Genomic DNA, 19999 nt, shown 5'->3' with positions numbered 1-19999 from the left:
AAAAAGAAGCGAAAAATTTCGCTTCTTTTTTCACAGTTCTACCACCTTATTTAATAGTAAAGCCCTTTCATTTTTAAGTTCAAAATCTTTTAATTTAACTAATAATTTAATCTTTTTCCCCAGTCATATAATTAACAAAATTTCTTATAAATTTGTATTGATAATGCGTGTAGTTCATTGTATAGTTACAAGATGTTACATGAGAAAAAAATAAAAGTTACTTTTAATTGAAGAAATTTTGAAAAACACTCGATGTAATAAATAGTAGTTTAGTAGTAATATAGTTAAACGTTCATATTTCATTACAAGCTTTAAGCTAGACAAACAAAAAGGAGTAATACAATGAGATTAGGAGCGCGTGTTCTAAAAACTGGTATAGCTATTACGCTCGCCATTTATAGCGCGATGTTTTTTGATTTATCTACAGCTTCAATTGCAGGTATCTCTGCTATTTCGGCATTAAAATCATCAGTAAACCAATCATATAAATCGTTAATTGAACAACTTCAGGCTAACTTGATTGGTGCGATACTGGCAATTATCGCAGTGATTACTCTAGGGAATAATCCAGTAATTATCGGATTTACATGTATTCTAGTGATTATAATTACATTAAAACTAAAACTCGAAAATACAATTGCTACAACATTAGTTACTGTAGTCGTTATTATGGAGGTAAGTACAAGTACCGAACACTTTGCCATTTTTACTTTCGATCGTATTTTGGCAGTAACGATTGGTGTCTTAGCTGCATCATTTGTAAATATTTTCTTAATGCCTCCAAATTATGAAAAAAAATTATCTCGTGGCATGATTTCGATTACTGAACAAACAAATAAACTAATGATGATGGCTCTACACAAAACTGTTAGCCATAATGGTTTAAAAGATGAAATTTATCAATTAAAAGAAATCATGAGAAATGTTACGAAAATATATCGCTTATACAAAGAAGACCGAATCATTCTTGTTGGTCGTAAGAAAAAAGAGCATGAAAAAGCTCGTAAAATCGTATTGTTTAGACAAATGCTTGTCACAGCCGATAACGCATTTGATACGTTAAAAGCTTTAAACCGATTAGAATATGAAATTAACGCATCTCCGAAAGAATTCCAAGATTTAGTAAAAAATGAATTAACATGTTTAACTCAATTTCATGAACATGCTTTAATGAAATTAATCGGCAAAGTAAACTTTGATCAAACTGCTCCACTTCACAGAGAAGAAAATATAATAAAAGATAAATTAACAAAGGCATTCTTGGACCACCATGATATTAATGACGAAGAAAAACAAAAAACATGGTTACATTTATTCCAAGTAGTATCTGCCATTTTAGAATATAGCGAAAATGTTGAGCATTTAAATACACTCGTTGATAGCCATCAAACTTATCACAAAGAATACCAAGTTCAAGTTGAACAGGCTGAAACAATGTAAAAGCCTCCGAATTGCGGAGGCTTTTTGTTTTGAGTGTTTGTAAATGGGGTATCTCGACCGCATTCTTTATATGGTTGTTGCTTTTTTCAATCCTTGCCATAGATAATTAACCGATTTTTATCCATTTCCAGATCGATTTGAAAGTAATAAAAAAGCACAAAGAAACTAATTTCTTTGTGCTAATCTTTTATACCGAACTCGAACTAATCTCTAAATTTTGAATTTCAAACAAATGATAGTAAGCTTCTTTTTTAGCCATTAATTCCTCATGAGAACCAATTTCGACAATTTGACCTTGATCAATATAAACGATTTTATCTACATGTGTAATGGTAGATAATCTATGTGCAATAAATATTGTTGTACGGTTCATTGCTAGTTCATGAATCGCGTCTTGAATATACCTTTCATTTTCTAAATCAAGAGCTGAAGTAGCCTCGTCAAATATTAGAATAGAAGGATTTCTTAAAAATACACGGGCAATTGCTACACGTTGTTTTTGACCGCCAGAAAGCTTTACTCCTCTTTCCCCAACAAGCGTGTCGTACCCATCTGGTAAACTCATGATAAAATCATGTGCATTTGCTGCTTTGGCAGCCGCAATAATTTCTTCTTCACTAGCGCTCGGATTCCCATAACGAATATTCGATTTTACAGTATCACTAAATAGAAAATTGTCTTGTAAAACAATACCGATTTTTTCACGCATGCTTTTCAAATCATAGTCCCTTATATCAACACCATCAATTTTAATAGACCCTTTTGTTACGTCATAAAAACGTGGTATTAAACTAACTAATGAAGACTTTCCTCCACCACTCGATCCAACTAATGCAATTTTTTGACCAGGCTCAATTTGGAACGTTACATCTTGAATGACCTCATCGTCAACATCATTATATTGAAACGATACTTGATTAAAGTGGATTTGACCATCTAACTTTTTGGCATTGATTGGATTATCGCGATTAACGATGTCATATTTTTCATCCATTAATTCAAAGACACGATCCATCGAAGCAAACGATTGAGTTAACGCCGTTGAAGAATTCGCTAATCTTCTAAGTGGATCATATAAACGATCAATATACCCAACGAATGCAACCATCTCACCAAGCGTTAAATGACCATGAATAACTTGATAAGCAGAAAAACCGATAATTAATAAAGGACCAATATCAGTTAATGTATTAATGATTGTAAATGTCCTTGCATTCCAGCCTGTATGTTTAAGAGCACGATCTAAAAACTCACCGTTTTTTTCTTTGAATAGTCCGCTTTCATAATCTTCCAATGCAAAACTTCGTGTTACTTGCATCCCTTGAATTCTTTCTGTTAAGAACCCTTGTAAAACAGCTAAAGCTTGAGATCTTTGACGAGTCAAGAAACGAAGTCGACCGAAAAAGTACTTTACTGCTAATGTATAAAACGGTAATACGATTAGTGATACAAGCGTTAACTTTACATCCATTGTTAACATGATTGTAACTGTAATTAAGATTGTAATTAAATCTAACCAAACATTCATTAACCCAGTAATAACAAAGTCTTTTGTCGATTCAACATCATTTATTACTCGCGAAATGACTTCGCCCGTTTTTGCATTAGCATAATATCTTAAGCTTAGTTTTTGTAAATGTTTAAATAAATGATCCCTAATATCAAATAAAATTCGACTACCGATATATTGAGCATAATACTGTCTGAAATACTCTATAGGTGGTCTTACAATAACAAATATTCCAAATGCAATTAGCATGATATAGATAAGATGTGAACTTTTAGTTGCAATTGGTAATGATGAATTAATGATGTTATCTACTACATATTTTAATAAAAACGGTAATATCAATGGGATTCCAAATTTAATGATCCCGATCGCAATCGTTAAAAAAATATGAAATCGATATGGTTTAACAAATTTTAAATAACGTTTAATACTTCCCATATTTTCATCCTTTCATATCATTCAAAAAGAAACTGTTGAGCACAAGAATTTATCTTTTTGAGATGATTGATTCTCAAAAGACTAAGTCCGCTCAACAGTTTCGATTAATCACGATACATTAAGAATCGTTCATACCAATTATCAATAAAATCGGTAGCAAACGGCCCTTTTCGTTGATGAATTAATTCCTTTAAATAACCTAAGTTCTTTTTTAAGATTGGGTCAATAATAGGAGGATAATTCATTATTTGTCGATGATTCTCATATTCATCTTCATCTAACAGCACGTAAGTCATATCTGGAAAAACCTTAATATCTAGATCATAGTCAATATACTTAATGGCACCATCTTCATAGACGAATGGTGAGCTAATATTACAGTAATAATAAACTCCATCTTCTCTAATCATTCCAATGACATTAAACCAATAATCCATATCAAAGTAACAAATTGCTGGCTCTCGTGTAACCCATGTTCTACCGTCCGATTCAGTTACAAGCGTGCGATCATTTGCGCCAATTACTAACTGCTGCGTCCCTTTTAAAATGGTTGTCTCTTCCCATATACGATGAATATGTCCATTATGTTTGTAACTATGTATCTGTATTTTTTCTCCTGGTTTGGGAACGTTCATTGTTTCTCCCTTCTTTCTAGTGTGGACGCATTTCAACACTTTATTTATACTTTACACTTCTATTATAACTAGTTCTTATCCATTTTTAAACAAAAGGGAGATTAATTTGGTAAAATGCCCCATTGTTTTTTTTATTTTAATGCAATTTTTCTCTCATCTGAGAAAGATTTAATAATTTGCTGTGTTTGTATTAAAAAGGTGTCTTGGATAGCTTTTAATTCAGATCTCATTATATGTATCTCATCTTGGATAGAAGACAATTTTGATAAATCCTCTAATTCAAATAGTTGGTTTTCAATTTCTTGACAACGTTCAATTTCTTCTTGAATCTTTATTAACTGATCCATTGTTTCAAGCTGACGACTTACCAATTCATCGAATACTTGCATACCATTCACCATCCTTATTTCATTATTACACTATTTCTTGAAAACTAACATAATCCCTTTGACTACATTTGACGATATTTGACTATTGAGAAGAAATTAATAATTCTATGTGGATTTAAAATGTTGGATTTAAATTACTCTTTTCATGCTGTTGAAAAACACCCTTATCAATTAATTACCAAATTTTCGTAAAAGGAGTTAATGAGGTTGATTTCCACTACAGGGTGCTCGCTTTCCATGGGGCGAGACCTAAGCCTCCTCGGCGAGCCTCCGGGGTCTCAGCCTTCCCACTTATCCCATAGGAGTCGAGCATCCCTTCGTTCCAATCAACTATTCATCATAAAAATGGTTACTCTAAAAACCTAATTTAATATCCTTTACTTAGAGTTTTATTACAACTTGTAAATCAGTTTAAAGGTGAATTAAGGTCGAACATCAACGTATTATAATTTTTTGAAATTGTTTTTCTAAATGCTCTTAAAAATTATAAAACCGCTCAAATATACTAACAATAAAAAAAATATTAGAGCATAAAAGAAGAATTATATTATCAATAAGATTCGCTTACTATACGTTTGACCATTTACCTTTTATTTTTCAACAATATGAAAAGAGCACCCTCAATATAAGGGTGCTCTTTTTGAACGTTCTTTATAACAACTAGACTGCATGATCTCTCATCAGACAGGAAGATGATTTTTAGAAAGTAAGACTTTACTTACGATCTCCTCATCAACAGCGCACTTCTAGTAATTCCTCTTTAAAGGATTATTGTTGGTTTTGTTGTCCAAAGTTTTTAGAAGCAGATTTTTGTGCAGATTGTGCATTTGCTTCTCTTACAGCTTGAACATCAGTTTCACTTGAAAACTCTTGTCCAAAACTTTGGTTTTGTTGTTTAACTTTTCCAATGTTAGTTCCAGATGCTGTTTTTCCAGCATTGAATTGATTGTTGTTGTTGTTCATGATTTATCACCTCCACAAATAATATGATGTCCATCATTCAGTTTATTATGTAAAAAAACTTTACTAATTTTTTTGTTTATTGAACCAGTTGAGTGGAAAACTATGAGAAGAAATTATAAGGAGGTTTATTTATGTACGTTGGCAGAGATCTTTCAGAATTATCAATGACTCCAAAAACTCAGTGGAAAGATAGTGAGTTGGAATACTATCATCATTCATTTCAGCAAATAACTGGTTATTTAAATATTGAAGGTAGCACAATGCAAAAAGAAATAATAAAAGAAATTGAATCACGCGGTGGTCTTCATAGAAATGAAGCAGACTGGACTAGTGGTACCCGCCCTACTATTGACTAAAGTGACTCTCAAATCACAAAAACCTCCAAACACTTGTTGGAGGCTTTTTGTTTCAAAGCTTTTCGATTTGCTGATAAATCTTTTGATGCACTACTGGAAACGGCAGCTCTTTACACTCATCTAATGTTACCCATTTCTGATTACTTGATAAACTACCCTCATTTACTGCTTCTCCAATATAAACTTCCATTTTCCATACAAGATGTGAAAAAACATGCTCAATATTAAATTGATATGATAACCCTTCAACTACTAATTGAGATTCTTGATTTAAGAAAAAGCTAAGCGTATCACTTTTAGATAACAACGTTGATTGTAGTTCAGCAGTTGGAAACTCCCACATATTAGCAAGTAATCCACTAGAAGGTCTTTGTTGAATTAAATATTGATTATTTTTATTCTTAATGACACCTACTGCTAAATTAACTGGTTTTGGTGCTTTCTTTTTACTTTTTATCGGTAACTCAGTAACAACTCCAGTTTCAAACGCTAAACATTGTTCCCTCACAGGACAAAGTAAACATGCTGGATTTGTTGGTGTACATATTAATGCACCTAATTCCATCAGACCTTGATTAAAGGCAGATGGATCTTCATGACTAATTAAAGCTCTTACAGCTTGTTCAAAAATTTTTCGGTTTTTAGGAACACCAATGTCCTCCCAAATTGTTAGTATTCTAGATAATACCCTCATTACATTCCCATCAACCGCTGGCTCTGGTTTACCGTATGCAATACTAAGGATAGCTCCAGCAGTATATGGTCCTACGCCTTTTAATTTGCTTATTAATTCCGGTGTATCTGGTACTTTCCCTGAATACTCTTCATGGACTTCTCGTACAGCAGATTGCAAATTTCTAGCTCTAGAATAATACCCAAGTCCTTCCCATGCTTTCAATACTTTTTCATCCTCGGCATTCGCCAAGTCAGCAATAGTCGGGAAATTTTGCATAAACTTATTATAAAAAGGGATTACTGTATCTACACGTGTTTGCTGAAGCATTATTTCTGAAACCCATACTCGATATGGGTCTTTATTCTTTCTCCAAGGTAAATCTCTCTGTTCTGCTAAAAACCAATTAACTAAATTATTTTTAAAGTCATTTTTGGGGAAAACTTCTAATGTCTTATTTAAATCATTATTCATAACTTATACCTTTCTCTAACATCTATATGTTTTTGTTAATAGTCAATACTATAAAAATTAAAAGGGTAAGTAAAGGGAGGAACTAAATGGATACTGGTACTCATCTTGTAATGGGATTTACACTTGGCGGATTAGCAACCCTGAGTCCAATTGTCCTACATGATCCACATTTGACAAACTCACTCTTATTAACAACAATCATTGGATCACAATTACCAGACAGTGACACGATATTAAAATTAAGAAATAACGCAAAATATTTAAAACATCATCGTGGAATTACGCATTCAATTCCTGCAGTCATTTTATGGACATTATCACTTTCTGCGCTTATGACATTATTTAACCATAGAGATCACTATGCACTCTATTTATTTTGGTCTTTCATGGCAGTAAGTGTGCACGTATTCGTTGATTTATTTAATGCCTATGGAACTCAAGCACTAAGGCCATTTTCAAAACGCTGGATTGCTTTTGGCATTATCAACACTTTCGATCCAATTATTTTTGCAATCCATTTAGTTGGAGTTCCATTTGTTATTTTTCATTTTAGAGCTGGTCCGATCTGTGTCATGCTCTATTTCATTATGATTTTTTACTATGCGTTTAGATATCGACAAAAACAAATCGTGATTCAGACCGTCACAAAAAAATTACCAGATGTAAAACGGGTCTATGTTTCACCTTCTATAAAATACACTCATTATCATATTGTAGCAAGTACAGATTCTCATCATTACGTTGGCAAAATAAAGAAAAGAATCTTTAAAATCCACGACGTATTTAAAAGAATCCCCTTACCAGTAATTGAAGATGTAAAAGCAGCCTTTAAGGATGAAAACGTTAAATCATTTCTGGCATTTTCACCAGTTTATATTTGGGAATTGATTGGACATGATGACCATAAAGAATTAAGACTAATCGATCTAAGGTATCGAACCGAAACATACTACCCATTTGTTGCAGTAGTCAAATTCGACTACGAACATAATATTATCAGTTCATTCACGGGCTGGATCTTTAGTGAGAAAAAATTGCAGAAAAAACTAAAAGTGGAATCTTGAAAAACGCATCACTTAATGAAAATCCATTCGTTTTATCCTCTAATCAAAAAATAACCCTTAGCATTTTTTTGCTAAGGGTTATTTAATTAATGAAGAAGATTATCCTTCTCTTTCGTTTCTAAAATTTCTAAACTAGGTGGCTTCGCAATTTTGATATCTGTTTCATGCAAATATTTTCCATATTGGAAAATAAATTGTTGAACAACCTTTTTAGACATTTGTTCACCATGATATTCTCCTGCCTTAGCATAAGTTGCTTCAAAATCTTCCCATAGCCATTCAACCCAAATTTTTGCTTGTGAATATGTTAAATGACTATTTTCTTTAAGTAATAGCTCAGTTAATTGCTCTAAATACTTCTCCATATTATTACACCTTCCAATTTTTAAACATTTATTATCATCATATCTGAATCCAAAATGGTCATCATATTGATGATGGTTCATTTCATCAATTAGTTTTAATCAAATCACTAGGGGGTTTTTTTAATGACAACAAAAAGCGAACGTTTTTCAAAACAAAAGCATGATATGGCTATTGATGGTAATATTGATTACAAATCACAAAATGCTTCTATCCGTCCAAATGGGAGCATTAATACAAATCCACAAGATCGTATGGCAAAAAGTAATCGTGATGAATAGAAATTTAACCAGGGTTTTTACATCCCTGGTTTCTTTAATAATGCAATTGGGATTCCTATTTCTTCTTCACTAGTGCTTTTATGGCCCCAAGCAAAAATCCCATTCATGTATGTGATCATAAATAATACACCAGGTTCTTCAATTAATTCATATTGCTCGCCAGGAATAAATTGACTTACGTCTAATAAGTATGATTGAGCCATCGTTTTTTTACGAAGTATAACTTCAAGTTCATTGATCATATCCATTTGTTCAGCTTTTCTAGCTTGATGATTCAAATTGCTGATTTCTTGAACTAATTCATCTTTCGTTAAGTCACTATATCGTTTTGGAATTTCCATTTTAATTCTCCTCGAAATCATTTAGATATATTTATTATATCAAGCTAATAACAGACAACCAATAAATTTAGTTTCAGACTGTCGACAAACGCTTGCAATCAGTCTGAAAAACAAGTTTTTAGTTCTTTGTCTACACATACTACAAGCAATTTAATTTAGTTCTTCCTCTTCTAAAATTAAAATCGCTTTTTCAATTAGATCAATTGGGAAGCCTTTTCGAAATAATACTGTTTTCATTTTTTGATTATATTCCCAGCCGCTAAATTTTTCATATTTCTTTTTCGCTTTTCTTGCATGTATTAATAGAGCTTGTAATTCATCATCCTCTTCACTTTCATAATGTGTTTCTTCAATTGCAATCGAAGTGATGTTAGTAGAATATCCTTTTCTTCTTAGCAGCTCTTCAAGCTTTGCCTTTTTTTGATTTGTTGAGTACTTAGAAAGTGCAGAAACCTTTTTTTGGCATAGTGAAATAGCATGTTGAATTTGTTTATCTTTTGAAAATAAATTTAAGCTTTTCTCTATTACAGAAATATGAATACCTTTTGCTAATAATTCATTCTTAATGACTGTAGGTCCTTTCAACGTCGTATTAATAGACGTACGGACATAGCTTTCAGCATATTTTTCTTCATTAATATACCCTTCTTCTACAAGTCGAATAATTGTAGTTTGTATTGTTTCAATTAAGAATTCTTGCTTTGTTAAATATTGTTCTATTTCTTTTTTTGTTCTCATCATTCTAGATAAATAAACAATGCTAGAAAGATATGCCTTTCTAAGTTGATCGGCATTTAATATCTCTTCTAGTTCAAATGGCACAAATGATTGCCCTTTTTGTATGTTAAATTTAACAAGAGTATCAGCGTCTACACTAAACGAGTACTCTTCACCATTACCACTATCTGTGTAAATATTAAATCGTTCTTTATTTAATTTTTGAACTTGAATTTTCGTAATTATAGACATAATTTACCTCAAAAGAAATTTTGTTTTTATGTACACATAAAAATTATAATATCATATTATGAATTAAGGAGATGCGTGGATGAAGATTCTTCTTACAGGCGGTACAGGGTTTATTGGATCTCAATTAATAAATGAATTTATTCGACATGAATTTCAATGTTATATTGTCACAAGAAATATAAGAACATCATCTAATCCATTTATTACTTATATTAATTGGGATCAATTAACCTCGAATTCTTTTGGGGAGTCCATTGACATAGTCATTAACTTAGCTGGTGAATCAATAAACAGCGGTAGGTGGACTAAACAAATAAAAGACAAAATTCTACAAAGTCGTATAAAATCTACAAATATTCTAATTACATGGTTTGAAAGACAAGCCCATCGTCCAAACCTTTTTATTAATGCTAGCGCAATAGGGTTTTATGGAACCTCAGGGTCAATAACTTTTAATGAACATGACAAGCCTATTTCAGATGATTTTTTAGCTTCAACTGTAAGAGAATGGGAAACTGTTGCCAAAAAAGCTGAAGAACTGGGAATTCGGACTATTCTCGCCAGATTTGGTCTTGTTTTAGGATTAAATGGTGGAGCACTTCCAAAAATGATTTTGCCTTATAAAATGTTTATTGGTGGTCCAATCGGAAAAGGTACCCAGTGGATCTCTTGGATTCATGAGAAGGATGTAGTTGGCTTAATACTTCATACGATAAAAAATACCGAAATTAGGGGGCCAATCAATTTAGTGTCACCTAATCCCGTAACAATGAACGAGTTTAGCAGAACCCTTTCAGCGGCTTTACATCGACCAAATAAAGTAAGAGTTCCAAATTTTGCCCTTCAATTATTACTAGGTGAAATGAGTATGCTAGTTTTAGAAGGTCAAAAAGTTATGCCTTCTAAAGCCCTTCAAACTAATTATAACTTTCAATTCCCGTCTTTAAAAGAAGCTTTACTGTTAACTTTAAATTAGTATTTGAAAGGATTTATCATGAATCTATTATTTAAAAATGCAACCATTTTCCCCATTACATCACAAGTTTTATATAACCATGACTTGTTAATTGAAAATGGGAAAATTAAAGAAATTGCACCTGAGATATTTTCGATTGAAGATCAAACGATTGTTATAGAATGTGCTGGAAAACCACTTTTTCCAGGTTTTATTGATGTACACACTCATTTAGGACTATATGATGAAGGAACAGGTTGGGCTGGAAATGATGCGAATGAAACAATTGAGGTATTGACTCCGCATATTCGATCAATGGATGGAATATTGCCACTTGATGTTGCTTTTACTGATGCGATCCAACATGGAATTACAACAGCTCATATCATGCCTGGTAGTGGAAATGTAATTGGTGGAACAACTTGTACAATTAAAACATATGGTAAAAGTATCGATAAAATGATTATTCAAGAACCGTCTGGATTGAAAATCGCTTTTGGTGAAAATCCAAAAAGAACTCACAGTAACGGGAATAAAGAATCAATTACTAGAATGGGTATTATGGGAATGCTTCGTGAAGCATTCTATGAAGCTAAAAACTCGCATAACCCAGATGACTTTCGAATTTTACCAATTATTAAAGCTTTAAATAGAGAAATTCCAGTACGAATTCATGCTCATCGTGCAGATGATATTTTATCAGCTATACGTTTTGGGGAAGAATTTAACTTAGATATACGAATTGAACATTGTACGGAAGGTCATTTAATTATTGACCATCTAAAGGATCGAAACCTTCAAGTATCTGTTGGTCCTACATTAACTAGACGTTCAAAAATCGAATTAAAAAATAAATCCTGGACTACATACAAAGCTCTTGCTGATATTGGTGTAAGTGTTTCTATTACTACTGACCATCCTTATACACCAATTCAGTATTTAAATGTATGTGCAGCTATCGCAGTTCGAGAAGGTTTACCTGAGCTAGAAGCATTAAAAGCAATTACGATTAATCCAGCAAAAAACCTTAATTTATCTCATAGAATTGGTAGTTTAGAAATTGGCAAAGATGGTGATGTAGTATTATGGTCCCATCACCCATTTCATTATATGGCTAAACCATTACTCACTGTCATAGATGGTAGAATTGTGTATAAAAATATCGAATAATTTTAGTTTGCAATTTGAACAAAATCGTTTATTATAGTATAGTAAGAACGTTTGCGGTAAATTAAATAGAAAGTGTGAAAACACTTTTCTTATATAGTATTTTAACGGGAAAGGCAAATGGTGAGCCACCAGTAAATCGCTGGTCCTAGTGGGTTCGATTCCCACCCCGAAATTTTAGGGTGCATAAAAAAATTATTCTTAATTTATTCATAGTTAATGCACTTCACAGGACTTTAAATTTTATTGTTTAGTCCTCACAAAAATTTCGCGGGTGGCGTAACCTTCTTTCGCTACCCTTATAATGAGGAGGAGTAGAGATGCTGAAACAGCGAGATTTACAAGATTGTTCTGTACTTTTTGAACTTATGGTGCATCCTGATGTCTTTCCCTTTGTGCGTCATAAAGCAAATTCGTACGAAGAATTTCTTTTTATCACAAAGCAGGCAATCGAGCTAGAAGAACAAGGAAAAATGATATCAAGAACTATCTTAGATGAGTGGGGTAACCCTATTGGTAACATTTCTTTACATGATATTGAAGATGGATTTGGCTTTTTAGGAACTTGGTTAGGCAAACCTTTTCACGGAATGGGTTATAACAAACCAGCAAAAGACGCTTTCTTCCATGAGTTATTTCACGATTTAGGAATAAACTCTATATTTATGCGTATTCGTAAAGTTAATAAACGTTCTTTTTATGCTGCAAGTAAACTACCATACGCATCACTAGCAAATGAATCACGTAAATGTTTATATGATGAAATTAATCAAAATGAAGAAATTTACGATTTATTTGAAATCACTAAAGACAATTATTTATTGCATACAATGCGTGAAGATTACCAACAACATGAAGTTACGCATTTAAAAGAAGCATAATTTAGTATATCAGCCACAAAAAATGGAGAGACTTACTAAGGATTTTATAACTTAGCGAGGTGTTTTTTGTGGATAAACGAAAAGATAAAACGAGACGTAATTTAAGTTCTACTCAAGAAGTATTATATGCAAAGGAATTTAAGAGAGCTGATCGTGCTGCAGGTTATACTAATTTTAATGGAGTAGGCAAATAATTTTATTCAAAAAGGCTTTCTTAGGAAGCCTTTTTGTTTTTCTAGAATAACTTTTTAACGAATAAAAACATCTTTAAAAATTTACAATATCTTAATTAAATTTCACTTGATTCAAAAATATAAACCGAAGACGGTCTAACATAATATTCCTTACTAAGTTTTTCTTTTATTCGATGTATTTCATCTTCAATTTTTTCTCCTCGAACAAAAGATCCCCCTTCGATACCATTCTGTTCATCTAGTAAAACATACCACGAAAATCGAAACTCCTTCATAAAAATTCACCCTTTAAAATAAGAAACTATAAATAACTATTTTTCATTATATTCACTAACCTCAAATTTATTTTAGTCAATCGTCTAAATAATAATAAAAAGCTATTAAAATAAACTGTCCTTTAAATGTTAGACGCCTACTAACATTTAAAGGACAGTTCAAAGTAATTCGTTTTATTAACAAGTTTGTAATTCTTTCTTTTGAGTTAATAGTTGATAAGCATGATTAACACTTTCATTTGAAGGTGGTTGAATATCTTTTAAGGGATATTTTAATCCTAATGCTTCCCATTTATAGACTCCTAATTGATGATATGGTAAAATTTCTACTTTTTCCACGTTACCTAAAGTGTTAATAAAACCACCTAGTTTTATTAAATCATCTTCTGAGTCGGTGATTCCAGGAACTAGAACATGTCTTATCCAAACCGGGATATTTTTCTCGCTCAAATATTTAGCAAAAATTTTAATCTGCTCATTTGATTTTCCCGTAAGTTTTATATGTTTTTTTTCGTCAAAATGCTTTAAATCTAATAATACTAAATCAGTGTATTCTAAAACTTCGTCTAATTTTAAAAGAAAATTTTGATCAGTACTGAAACATCCACCAGATGTATCAATTGTTGTATGAATCCCATTTTTTCTACAAGATTTAAAAAGTTCTAATAGAAAGTCTAATTGTAATAATGGTTCTCCACCACTAACCGTAACGCCACCTCCAGATGATCTCATAAATGGATTATACGTCTTGATATCCTTCATTAATTGATCAACTGACATTTCTTTACCTGCGCCAATTTTCCACGTATCTGCGTTATGACAATATTGACATCTTAATAAACATCCTTGCGTAAAGATTACATATCTAAGACCTGGTCCATCGACAGTTCCACAAGTTTCAATTGAATGTATATTTCCTGAAATCATTGTCATTCTCCTTTTAACTGTTTTTTTCCTGATTAGTAAAAATATTAAAGCCTAGTGAAGCATGTCCCCCACTAGGCTTTAATTACTGGGATTTTTACATAGAACCGTGGAAAGTTCTATTTATAACGTCAATTTGTTGTTCCCTAGTTAGTTTTATGAAGTTAACTGCATAACCCGAAACTCTAATCGTTAATTGCGGATATTCTTCAGGATGTTCCATCGCATCCATTAATGTTTCTCGATTGAATACATTTACGTTTAAGTGATGACCACCTTTTACTGTATATCCATCTAACATTGCTACTAAGTTTAATATTTGTGTACTCTCGTCTTTTCCTAAAGCTTTCGGAACGATTGAGAAAGTATTTGAAATTCCATCTTGTGCATCTTCGTAAGGTAATTTCGCTACAGAACTTAATGATGCTAGAGCTCCATTTGTATCGCGTCCATGTAAAGGATTAGCACCAGGAGCAAATGGTTCACCTGCTTTTCTACCGTCTGGTGTATTACCTGTCTTTTTACCATAAACAACATTAGACGTAATCGTTAGCACTGATGTTGTATGGATTGAATTACGATATGTTTTATGCTTTCTTACTTTTGCCATAAAGCTTTCAACAAGTTCTACTGCAATATCATCTACGAGATCATTGTTGTTACCGTATTTTGGATAGTCTCCTTCAATTTCAAAATCAACAACAATTCCATTTTCATCGCGGATTGTTTTAACTTTTGCATGCTTAATTGCTGATAATGAATCAGCACATACTGACAATCCTGCAATACCTGTTGCCATTGTACGTTTTATATTTGCATCATGTAACGCCATCTCTATTCGTTCATAGCTATATTTATCATGCATAAAGTGGATACAATTTAATGTATTAACATATAATCCTGCTAACCAATCTAATAAAACGTCAAACTTCATTTTCACTTCTTCATAGTCAAGATACTCAGATGTAATCGGAGCATACATAGGTGCTACTTGAGCTTTTGACTTTTCGTCTTTACCACCGTTAATTGCATATAATAATGCTTTCGCAAGATTTGCACGTGCACCAAAGAATTGCATTTGTTTACCGATTGTCATAGCGGATACGCAACATGCAATACCATAATCATCACCATATTCCGGACGCATGATATCATCATTTTCATACTGAATTGAGCTAGTTTTAATGGACATTTTAGCGCAATATTGTTTAAATCCGACTGGTAGTTTTTCTGACCAAAGTACTGTTAAGTTAGGTTCTGGAGCAGGTCCTAGATTATCTAAAGTATTTAAAAAGCGGAATGAGTTTTTCGTTACTAGTGGACGACCATCTATTCCTATTCCACCAATTGACTCTGTTACCCAAGTAGGATCGCCAGAAAATAATTCATTATAATCAGGGGTACGAGCAAACATAACTAATCGTAGTTTCATTACAAAATGATCGACTAATTCTTGTGCTTCTTGTTCGGTTAAAGTATTCTCTTCAATATCGCGTTCAATATAAATATCTAAAAATGTTGAAACTCGACCTAAACTCATCGCCGCCCCATTTTGCTCTTTTATAGCTGCTAAATATCCAAAATATAACCACTGGAAAGCTTCTTTTGCATTTGTTGCCGACCCAGAAATATCAAATCCATGTTTTGCAGCCATTTGTTTTAATTCATTTAATGCGCGAATTTGTTCATTTAGTTCTTCACGATCTCGTATTACTTCTTCTGTCATTACACTTGTCATTTTATTTAATGTATCAATTTTATCTTTAATTAGTCGATCGACGCCATATAGAGCTACTCTTCTATAGTCACCTATAATTCTTCCACGACCATATGCATCAGGTAGACCAGTAATAACACCTGAACGCCTTGCTGCTTTCATTTCTGCAGTATAAGCATCAAATACGCCTTGATTATGCGTTTTTCGATATTCTGTAAATATTTTGCTTATTTCTTCATCAACTTTATATCCATAAGATTCACATGATGCTTCAGCCATTCGAATTCCACCAAATGGTTGTAATGATCTTTTAAAAGGTTTATCCGTTTGGAATCCAACAATTTGCTCTAATTCTTTTTCTAAGTAACCTGGTTCGTGTGAAGTGATCGTAGATACAATTTTCGTATCCATATCTAAAACTCCGCCCTTTTGGCGTTCTTCCTTAGATAACTTAAGTACTAAATCCCAAAGTTTGCTAGTTGCTTCAGTTGGACCAACAAGAAAAGATTCATCCCCAACATAAGAATTAACATTTTTTTGAATAAAGTCTCTTACATCAATCGATTTTTCCCATCGTCCAGTTTCAAATTGTCTCCATTGTTCCATCGTATTACTCCTCCTCTTCTGTATATAATACAGAAAGCTAATTAGGTATATAACAGATTACGTATATAATTTATCATACGATGAACTGAAACTTTCACTTATATTATGAACATATTGTGAAATGTTGAACAAAGTAGTTTTGATGTTAATAATATTAACACCTAATTCTTTCCACTAAATTACAGTTGCTTCATATATATAGTAATTCGCTCTGAAAACTTTCCTGTTAAACAACAAACTGTTATACTCAAAAGATAGAAACTGTATTAGCAAATTCACTGAAAAATATGGACAAGACAATCACAATCCGGATATGTGCTAATACTATGGTTAATACAAAACCGAAATTGAACAATGTTTATTTAAAGGAGTAATTTATGAATACAAAACTAAATCTTTCTAGTTCGATTAATGAAAAATTAAATTTAATATATAATGAACAAATTCAAAAAGTTCTAAAAGAAGAGCAATTATTAATCGGAACAAAGCAATATGTTTCTCAAGACAAAACGATTTTAGAAGATGCTATTACTGCCCTTCTACTTGGTAAAAATATATTATTAAAAGGTCCAACAGGAAGTGGTAAAACGGTTTTAGCTGAGACTCTTTCAAAATTGTTTTATCAACCAATGCATAGCATAAATTGCTCAGTCGATTTAGATTTAGAAGGAATTGTTGGTTACAACACAATTGCTTCTAATACACACGGATCTGAAGTAATATTCATCGATGGACCTTTAATGAAAGCAATGAAGAAAGGTCATATTTTATATATCGATGAAATTAACATGGCTAAACCAGAAACATTACCATTACTACATGGTGCGCTTGATTATCGTAAAATGATTACAAATCCATTTACTCAAGAAGTAGTAAAAGGTGACGAAAACTTTAGAGTAATCGCAGCAATTAATGAAGGATATGTAGGAACTAGCGAATTAAATGAAGCTTTAAAAAATCGCTTCATTATTATAGATGTTCCATACATTAACGGGGAATCATTACTTCAGTTATTAAAAGTTGAATCTGAGCTTCAAGATGAAGAACTACTTAAGAAATTCACAAGCTTTTCAAGTGATTTAATCCCATTAGCAAGTGAAGGCAGAATTAGTGAGGATGCAGCAAGTATTCGTGGTGTTCTTGACGCATGTGATTTATCTGTTCATATACCAGTACTTCGAGCAATTGAACGTACAATTATCGCTAAATTAAGTGATGATATTGAGCGTGAAACTGTTAGAGAACTAGCTGAAAGTTATTTTCTTTCTTGAAATGAGTGATGATTAATATATGAAACAAATCATTTTTAACAATAAAAAAATCGACGCTTCCACTTTTCTTCAAATGGAAAATTTATCGATTTCTCTTTCGAAAGATCGTAATTCATTTTTAGAATTTGATTTTCAGGCGTATTACGACGATGAAGAACAAAAATTTACTGTAAGTCATTTTTGGGATACACAAGAGCATAGTACACAGTTACAAGGTTTGAAATCAGATGTGTACTTAAAAGCTTTAGGTAATAAACATTACTCAGATTTTAGTGAATTCAAAGATACACTAAAGGAATTGCAAGAAACTCATTTAAAAAGTTTTTTCACACAATTATTTGTCCTTCTAGAGGATATCCGACTTGAAGAGTTGATTATTCATCAAAGACCAGGTACAAGACAATTATTTTCTACGAGAAAAAAAATATATAGACATTATTTTCAATCACAATTTAAAGCAAATGAAATGCGTAATTTCCAATTAGATCAATTGTTTTGTTTAATTTATCTTTCACTTACTTCAACTCAATTAACTTATCAAACGAATGAACAACTCGAGGATATTTTACCCATCCTCTTTCAAGCGTTTGAAGCTAAGAAAACAAGTGATATTGCTTCTATTGTATTTAGAGTGCAGCAGAGATTACTCTCACTGTATAAGGAAGATATGATTCACACATACTTTGGCTATTTACCGTTAAATAAAATTAATGAATTAACTTCTTGTAATAGTAAGGTAAAAGAGCTTCAAAATGACGACCAGCAAGAAGGTCTTGATGAAAGAAATAGCGAAAATGAAAGATTATCAACCTGGCATAGAGAAAGTAAAAATAATGAAACAGATGACAATTTTTTACGATTTGAAGTTGAAAGTGGTACAAAAACTTCTATTAAAGCAAATTTTGCACGAGAAGAAGAGGCCGGCGATCAGGCAATTGCAAATGCATTCGGTTCCTCCAAACAAGGAGAGAATAAAAAGTCAAAACAAACTGATTCACATGAGGCTACAAATTCATCCTCTTCACAGCAAAATCCTTTTGGTAAATACAATAGTAATGTTTCGATTAAATATAAAGAAGCAATTGGGCAAACAGTTACTGAAAAGAAACAGTATTCTACATTGTCTTCAATGGTATCAAAAGATGTTAAAGAACTAAGAAAAACAATTGAAAAATCATTAGAAAATAAACAAAATGCACCGACTGATAAATTCTATGGTAAGTTAAATAAAAAATGGGTTCGACTTTTCACAGAAGAAAATCCTAAAATGTTTTATAAAAAACAAACTGAATCCAAAGAATTAGATGCTGTCTTTTATTTATTAGTTGATTGCTCTGGATCGATGTTTAATAAAATGGATGAAGTGAAAAAAAGCGTCATTTTATTCCATGAAACATTAAAACAATTAAAAATCCCCCATAGCATTAGTGGCTTTTGGGAAGATGCTTCAAATGCTACAAAAGAAAATAAACCAAATATTTTACATCGAGTCATTCCTTTTTCAAGCTCTTTATCACCTTCAGTAGGTCCAAATATCATGCAACTTCAAGAAGAAGAGGACAATCGTGACGGCTTAATGATTCGAATTGTTTCAGAAGAACTCGCTAAACGCACAGAAAAGCACAAATTTTTGCTCGTGTTTACAGATGGCGAACCTTCAGCATTAGATTATTTCCAGGATGGGATTATCGATACGCACGAAGCAGTTAAGCAAGCTAGAAAACTTGGAATTGAAGTAATCGGTACTTTCATTGAAGAAGAAGAACATCAAGAAGAAACTTCACAATTAATGAAAAATATTTATCAACACCATTACTTAATCGCCTCAAATGCAGAAGATTTAAGACTTCAATTAAAACCAATGCTTAAAAAATTATTATTAAGAAGCATAGAATAAGATAGTTGTCCATAAAATGAAATGAAATAGGTTTACTAGTAACCTATTTCTTTTTATTTTATAGGAAGTTAAAATATTTTGTCGAACGGATTTACATAACGAAATCGTATTTCCTATTGATTTTTAAAATTAAACGGAGTACGATAAATTTTGACGACTTAGAGAGATGCATATTTAAAGAAAAGCTAGTGAATGACCGCTAGTTTGTTTGTATTT

General features: G+C 32.1%; 21 protein-coding genes. 10 read left to right on the top strand and 11 right to left on the bottom strand.

The window, feature by feature from the left end; translation table 11 throughout:
• Positions 1-342: 342 nt before the first annotated feature.
• Positions 343-1440 carry an FUSC family protein gene (locus tag AN960_RS06160; protein ID WP_056468348.1) on the top strand — a complete coding sequence of 366 codons (1098 nt, stop codon included), beginning with the start codon at positions 343-345 and terminating at the stop codon, positions 1438-1440.
• Between the two features lie 187 nt (positions 1441-1627).
• Here AN960_RS06160 and AN960_RS06155 read toward each other — a convergent pair whose 3' ends face one another.
• From AN960_RS06155 to AN960_RS06140, 4 genes are all read right to left on the bottom strand, one after another.
• Entirely contained in the window at positions 1628-3388 is a 1761-nt protein-coding gene (locus AN960_RS06155; RefSeq protein WP_056468346.1) for an ABC transporter ATP-binding protein, read from the bottom strand.
• Between the two features lie 104 nt (positions 3389-3492).
• Positions 3493-4023 (bottom strand): nucleoside tri-diphosphate phosphatase, encoded by a 531-nt coding sequence (ntdP, locus tag AN960_RS06150; RefSeq protein WP_025671837.1) that lies wholly within the window; start codon positions 4021-4023, stop codon positions 3493-3495.
• Positions 4024-4154: 131 nt separating this feature from the next.
• Entirely contained in the window at positions 4155-4412 is a 258-nt protein-coding gene (locus AN960_RS06145; protein WP_025671838.1) for a YgaB family protein, read from the bottom strand.
• Between the two features lie 768 nt (positions 4413-5180).
• The gene (locus AN960_RS06140) at positions 5181-5375 is read right to left on the bottom strand and encodes a gamma-type small acid-soluble spore protein (protein WP_056468344.1); all 195 of its coding nucleotides are present in this window, start codon (positions 5373-5375) and stop codon (positions 5181-5183) included.
• A gap of 131 nt (positions 5376-5506) precedes the next feature.
• On the opposite strand from AN960_RS06140, the gene yfhS reads away from it, so the two are divergent.
• Positions 5507-5731, top strand: a complete 225-nt coding sequence (gene yfhS / locus AN960_RS06135) for a mother cell protein YfhS (protein WP_056468341.1) — start codon at positions 5507-5509, stop codon at positions 5729-5731.
• 52 nt (positions 5732-5783) lie between these two features.
• On the opposite strand, the gene mutY is transcribed toward yfhS, so the two are convergent.
• Positions 5784-6878 (bottom strand): A/G-specific adenine glycosylase, encoded by a 1095-nt coding sequence (gene mutY, locus AN960_RS06130; protein ID WP_056468339.1) that lies wholly within the window; start codon positions 6876-6878, stop codon positions 5784-5786.
• A gap of 86 nt (positions 6879-6964) precedes the next feature.
• Here mutY and AN960_RS06125 point away from each other — a divergent pair, with 86 nt between their 5' ends.
• The gene (locus AN960_RS06125; protein WP_056468336.1) at positions 6965-7942 is read left to right on the top strand and encodes a metal-dependent hydrolase; all 978 of its coding nucleotides are present in this window, start codon (positions 6965-6967) and stop codon (positions 7940-7942) included.
• A gap of 86 nt (positions 7943-8028) precedes the next feature.
• On the opposite strand, the gene AN960_RS06120 is transcribed toward AN960_RS06125, so the two are convergent.
• The gene (locus AN960_RS06120) at positions 8029-8307 is read right to left on the bottom strand and encodes a YfhJ family protein (protein ID WP_056468333.1); all 279 of its coding nucleotides are present in this window, start codon (positions 8305-8307) and stop codon (positions 8029-8031) included.
• Positions 8308-8430: 123 nt separating this feature from the next.
• Between AN960_RS06120 and sspK the strand changes: the two genes are divergently transcribed.
• Positions 8431-8586 carry a small acid-soluble spore protein K gene (gene sspK / locus AN960_RS23920; RefSeq protein ID WP_082459389.1) on the top strand — a complete coding sequence of 52 codons (156 nt, stop codon included), beginning with the start codon at positions 8431-8433 and terminating at the stop codon, positions 8584-8586.
• A gap of 17 nt (positions 8587-8603) precedes the next feature.
• Here sspK and AN960_RS06115 read toward each other — a convergent pair whose 3' ends face one another.
• Both AN960_RS06115 and recX read right to left on the bottom strand, forming a co-directional pair.
• Positions 8604-8927 (bottom strand): YfhH family protein, encoded by a 324-nt coding sequence (locus AN960_RS06115; protein WP_056468329.1) that lies wholly within the window; start codon positions 8925-8927, stop codon positions 8604-8606.
• 150 nt (positions 8928-9077) lie between these two features.
• Complete coding sequence (gene recX, locus AN960_RS06110) at positions 9078-9896, bottom strand: recombination regulator RecX (protein ID WP_056468327.1); 819 nt, start codon at positions 9894-9896, stop codon at positions 9078-9080.
• A 79-nt stretch (positions 9897-9975) separates the two neighbouring features.
• Here recX and AN960_RS06105 point away from each other — a divergent pair, with 79 nt between their 5' ends.
• From AN960_RS06105 to AN960_RS23915, 4 genes are all read left to right on the top strand, one after another.
• Positions 9976-10872 (top strand): TIGR01777 family oxidoreductase, encoded by an 897-nt coding sequence (locus AN960_RS06105; protein WP_056468324.1) that lies wholly within the window; start codon positions 9976-9978, stop codon positions 10870-10872.
• An 18-nt stretch (positions 10873-10890) separates the two neighbouring features.
• A complete protein-coding gene (locus tag AN960_RS06100) occupies positions 10891-12021 on the top strand; it encodes an amidohydrolase (RefSeq protein WP_056468321.1) in 1131 nt (376 codons plus the stop codon).
• A 317-nt stretch (positions 12022-12338) separates the two neighbouring features.
• A complete protein-coding gene (locus AN960_RS06095) occupies positions 12339-12899 on the top strand; it encodes a GNAT family N-acetyltransferase (RefSeq protein ID WP_056468319.1) in 561 nt (186 codons plus the stop codon).
• Positions 12900-12967: 68 nt separating this feature from the next.
• Positions 12968-13093 carry a YfhE family protein gene (locus AN960_RS23915; RefSeq protein WP_156339631.1) on the top strand — a complete coding sequence of 42 codons (126 nt, stop codon included), beginning with the start codon at positions 12968-12970 and terminating at the stop codon, positions 13091-13093.
• A 95-nt stretch (positions 13094-13188) separates the two neighbouring features.
• Here AN960_RS23915 and AN960_RS06090 read toward each other — a convergent pair whose 3' ends face one another.
• The 3 genes from AN960_RS06090 to pflB all read right to left on the bottom strand — a co-directional run bounded on the left by AN960_RS06090 (position 13189) and on the right by pflB (position 16615).
• The gene (locus tag AN960_RS06090) at positions 13189-13368 is read right to left on the bottom strand and encodes a hypothetical protein (RefSeq protein ID WP_056468317.1); all 180 of its coding nucleotides are present in this window, start codon (positions 13366-13368) and stop codon (positions 13189-13191) included.
• 177 nt (positions 13369-13545) lie between these two features.
• A complete protein-coding gene (pflA, locus tag AN960_RS06085) occupies positions 13546-14295 on the bottom strand; it encodes a pyruvate formate-lyase-activating protein (protein ID WP_056468314.1) in 750 nt (249 codons plus the stop codon).
• Between the two features lie 94 nt (positions 14296-14389).
• Positions 14390-16615 carry a formate C-acetyltransferase gene (pflB, locus tag AN960_RS06080; protein WP_056468311.1) on the bottom strand — a complete coding sequence of 742 codons (2226 nt, stop codon included), beginning with the start codon at positions 16613-16615 and terminating at the stop codon, positions 14390-14392.
• Between the two features lie 377 nt (positions 16616-16992).
• Between pflB and AN960_RS06075 the strand changes: the two genes are divergently transcribed.
• Together AN960_RS06075 and AN960_RS06070 are read left to right on the top strand one after the other, a co-directional pair.
• Entirely contained in the window at positions 16993-17886 is an 894-nt protein-coding gene (locus AN960_RS06075) for an ATP-binding protein (protein WP_056468309.1), read from the top strand.
• A 19-nt stretch (positions 17887-17905) separates the two neighbouring features.
• Entirely contained in the window at positions 17906-19783 is a 1878-nt protein-coding gene (locus tag AN960_RS06070) for a vWA domain-containing protein (RefSeq protein WP_056468306.1), read from the top strand.
• Positions 19784-19999: the final 216 nt, after the last annotated feature.

This window comes from Bacillus sp. FJAT-25509 (assembly GCF_001420605.1).
Classification (GTDB): Bacteria; Bacillota; Bacilli; order Bacillales; family Bacillaceae_G; genus Gottfriedia.
The sequence above is the reverse complement of the archived record's forward strand: the minus strand, read 5'-3'. Positions and strand labels throughout refer to the sequence as shown.

Coding starts and splice junctions, on each gene's coding strand:
- pflA (WP_056468314.1), bottom strand. CDS start 14,295: ATGATTTCAGGAAATATACATTCAATTGAAACTTGTGGAACTGTCGAT.
- AN960_RS06115 (WP_056468329.1), bottom strand. CDS start 8,927: ATGGAAATTCCAAAACGATATAGTGACTTAACGAAAGATGAATTAGTT.
- AN960_RS06090 (WP_056468317.1), bottom strand. CDS start 13,368: ATGAAGGAGTTTCGATTTTCGTGGTATGTTTTACTAGATGAACAGAAT.
- ntdP (WP_025671837.1), bottom strand. CDS start 4,023: ATGAACGTTCCCAAACCAGGAGAAAAAATACAGATACATAGTTACAAA.
- AN960_RS06120 (WP_056468333.1), bottom strand. CDS start 8,307: ATGGAGAAGTATTTAGAGCAATTAACTGAGCTATTACTTAAAGAAAAT.
- AN960_RS06140 (WP_056468344.1), bottom strand. CDS start 5,375: ATGAACAACAACAACAATCAATTCAATGCTGGAAAAACAGCATCTGGA.
- AN960_RS06155 (WP_056468346.1), bottom strand. CDS start 3,388: ATGGGAAGTATTAAACGTTATTTAAAATTTGTTAAACCATATCGATTT.
- AN960_RS06095 (WP_056468319.1), top strand. CDS start 12,339: ATGCTGAAACAGCGAGATTTACAAGATTGTTCTGTACTTTTTGAACTT.
- sspK (WP_082459389.1), top strand. CDS start 8,431: ATGACAACAAAAAGCGAACGTTTTTCAAAACAAAAGCATGATATGGCT.
- AN960_RS06075 (WP_056468309.1), top strand. CDS start 16,993: ATGAATACAAAACTAAATCTTTCTAGTTCGATTAATGAAAAATTAAAT.
- AN960_RS06160 (WP_056468348.1), top strand. CDS start 343: ATGAGATTAGGAGCGCGTGTTCTAAAAACTGGTATAGCTATTACGCTC.
- AN960_RS06070 (WP_056468306.1), top strand. CDS start 17,906: ATGAAACAAATCATTTTTAACAATAAAAAAATCGACGCTTCCACTTTT.
- mutY (WP_056468339.1), bottom strand. CDS start 6,878: ATGAATAATGATTTAAATAAGACATTAGAAGTTTTCCCCAAAAATGAC.
- AN960_RS06105 (WP_056468324.1), top strand. CDS start 9,976: ATGAAGATTCTTCTTACAGGCGGTACAGGGTTTATTGGATCTCAATTA.
- AN960_RS06100 (WP_056468321.1), top strand. CDS start 10,891: ATGAATCTATTATTTAAAAATGCAACCATTTTCCCCATTACATCACAA.
- AN960_RS06125 (WP_056468336.1), top strand. CDS start 6,965: ATGGATACTGGTACTCATCTTGTAATGGGATTTACACTTGGCGGATTA.
- pflB (WP_056468311.1), bottom strand. CDS start 16,615: ATGGAACAATGGAGACAATTTGAAACTGGACGATGGGAAAAATCGATT.
- AN960_RS06145 (WP_025671838.1), bottom strand. CDS start 4,412: ATGCAAGTATTCGATGAATTGGTAAGTCGTCAGCTTGAAACAATGGAT.
- recX (WP_056468327.1), bottom strand. CDS start 9,896: ATGTCTATAATTACGAAAATTCAAGTTCAAAAATTAAATAAAGAACGA.
- yfhS (WP_056468341.1), top strand. CDS start 5,507: ATGTACGTTGGCAGAGATCTTTCAGAATTATCAATGACTCCAAAAACT.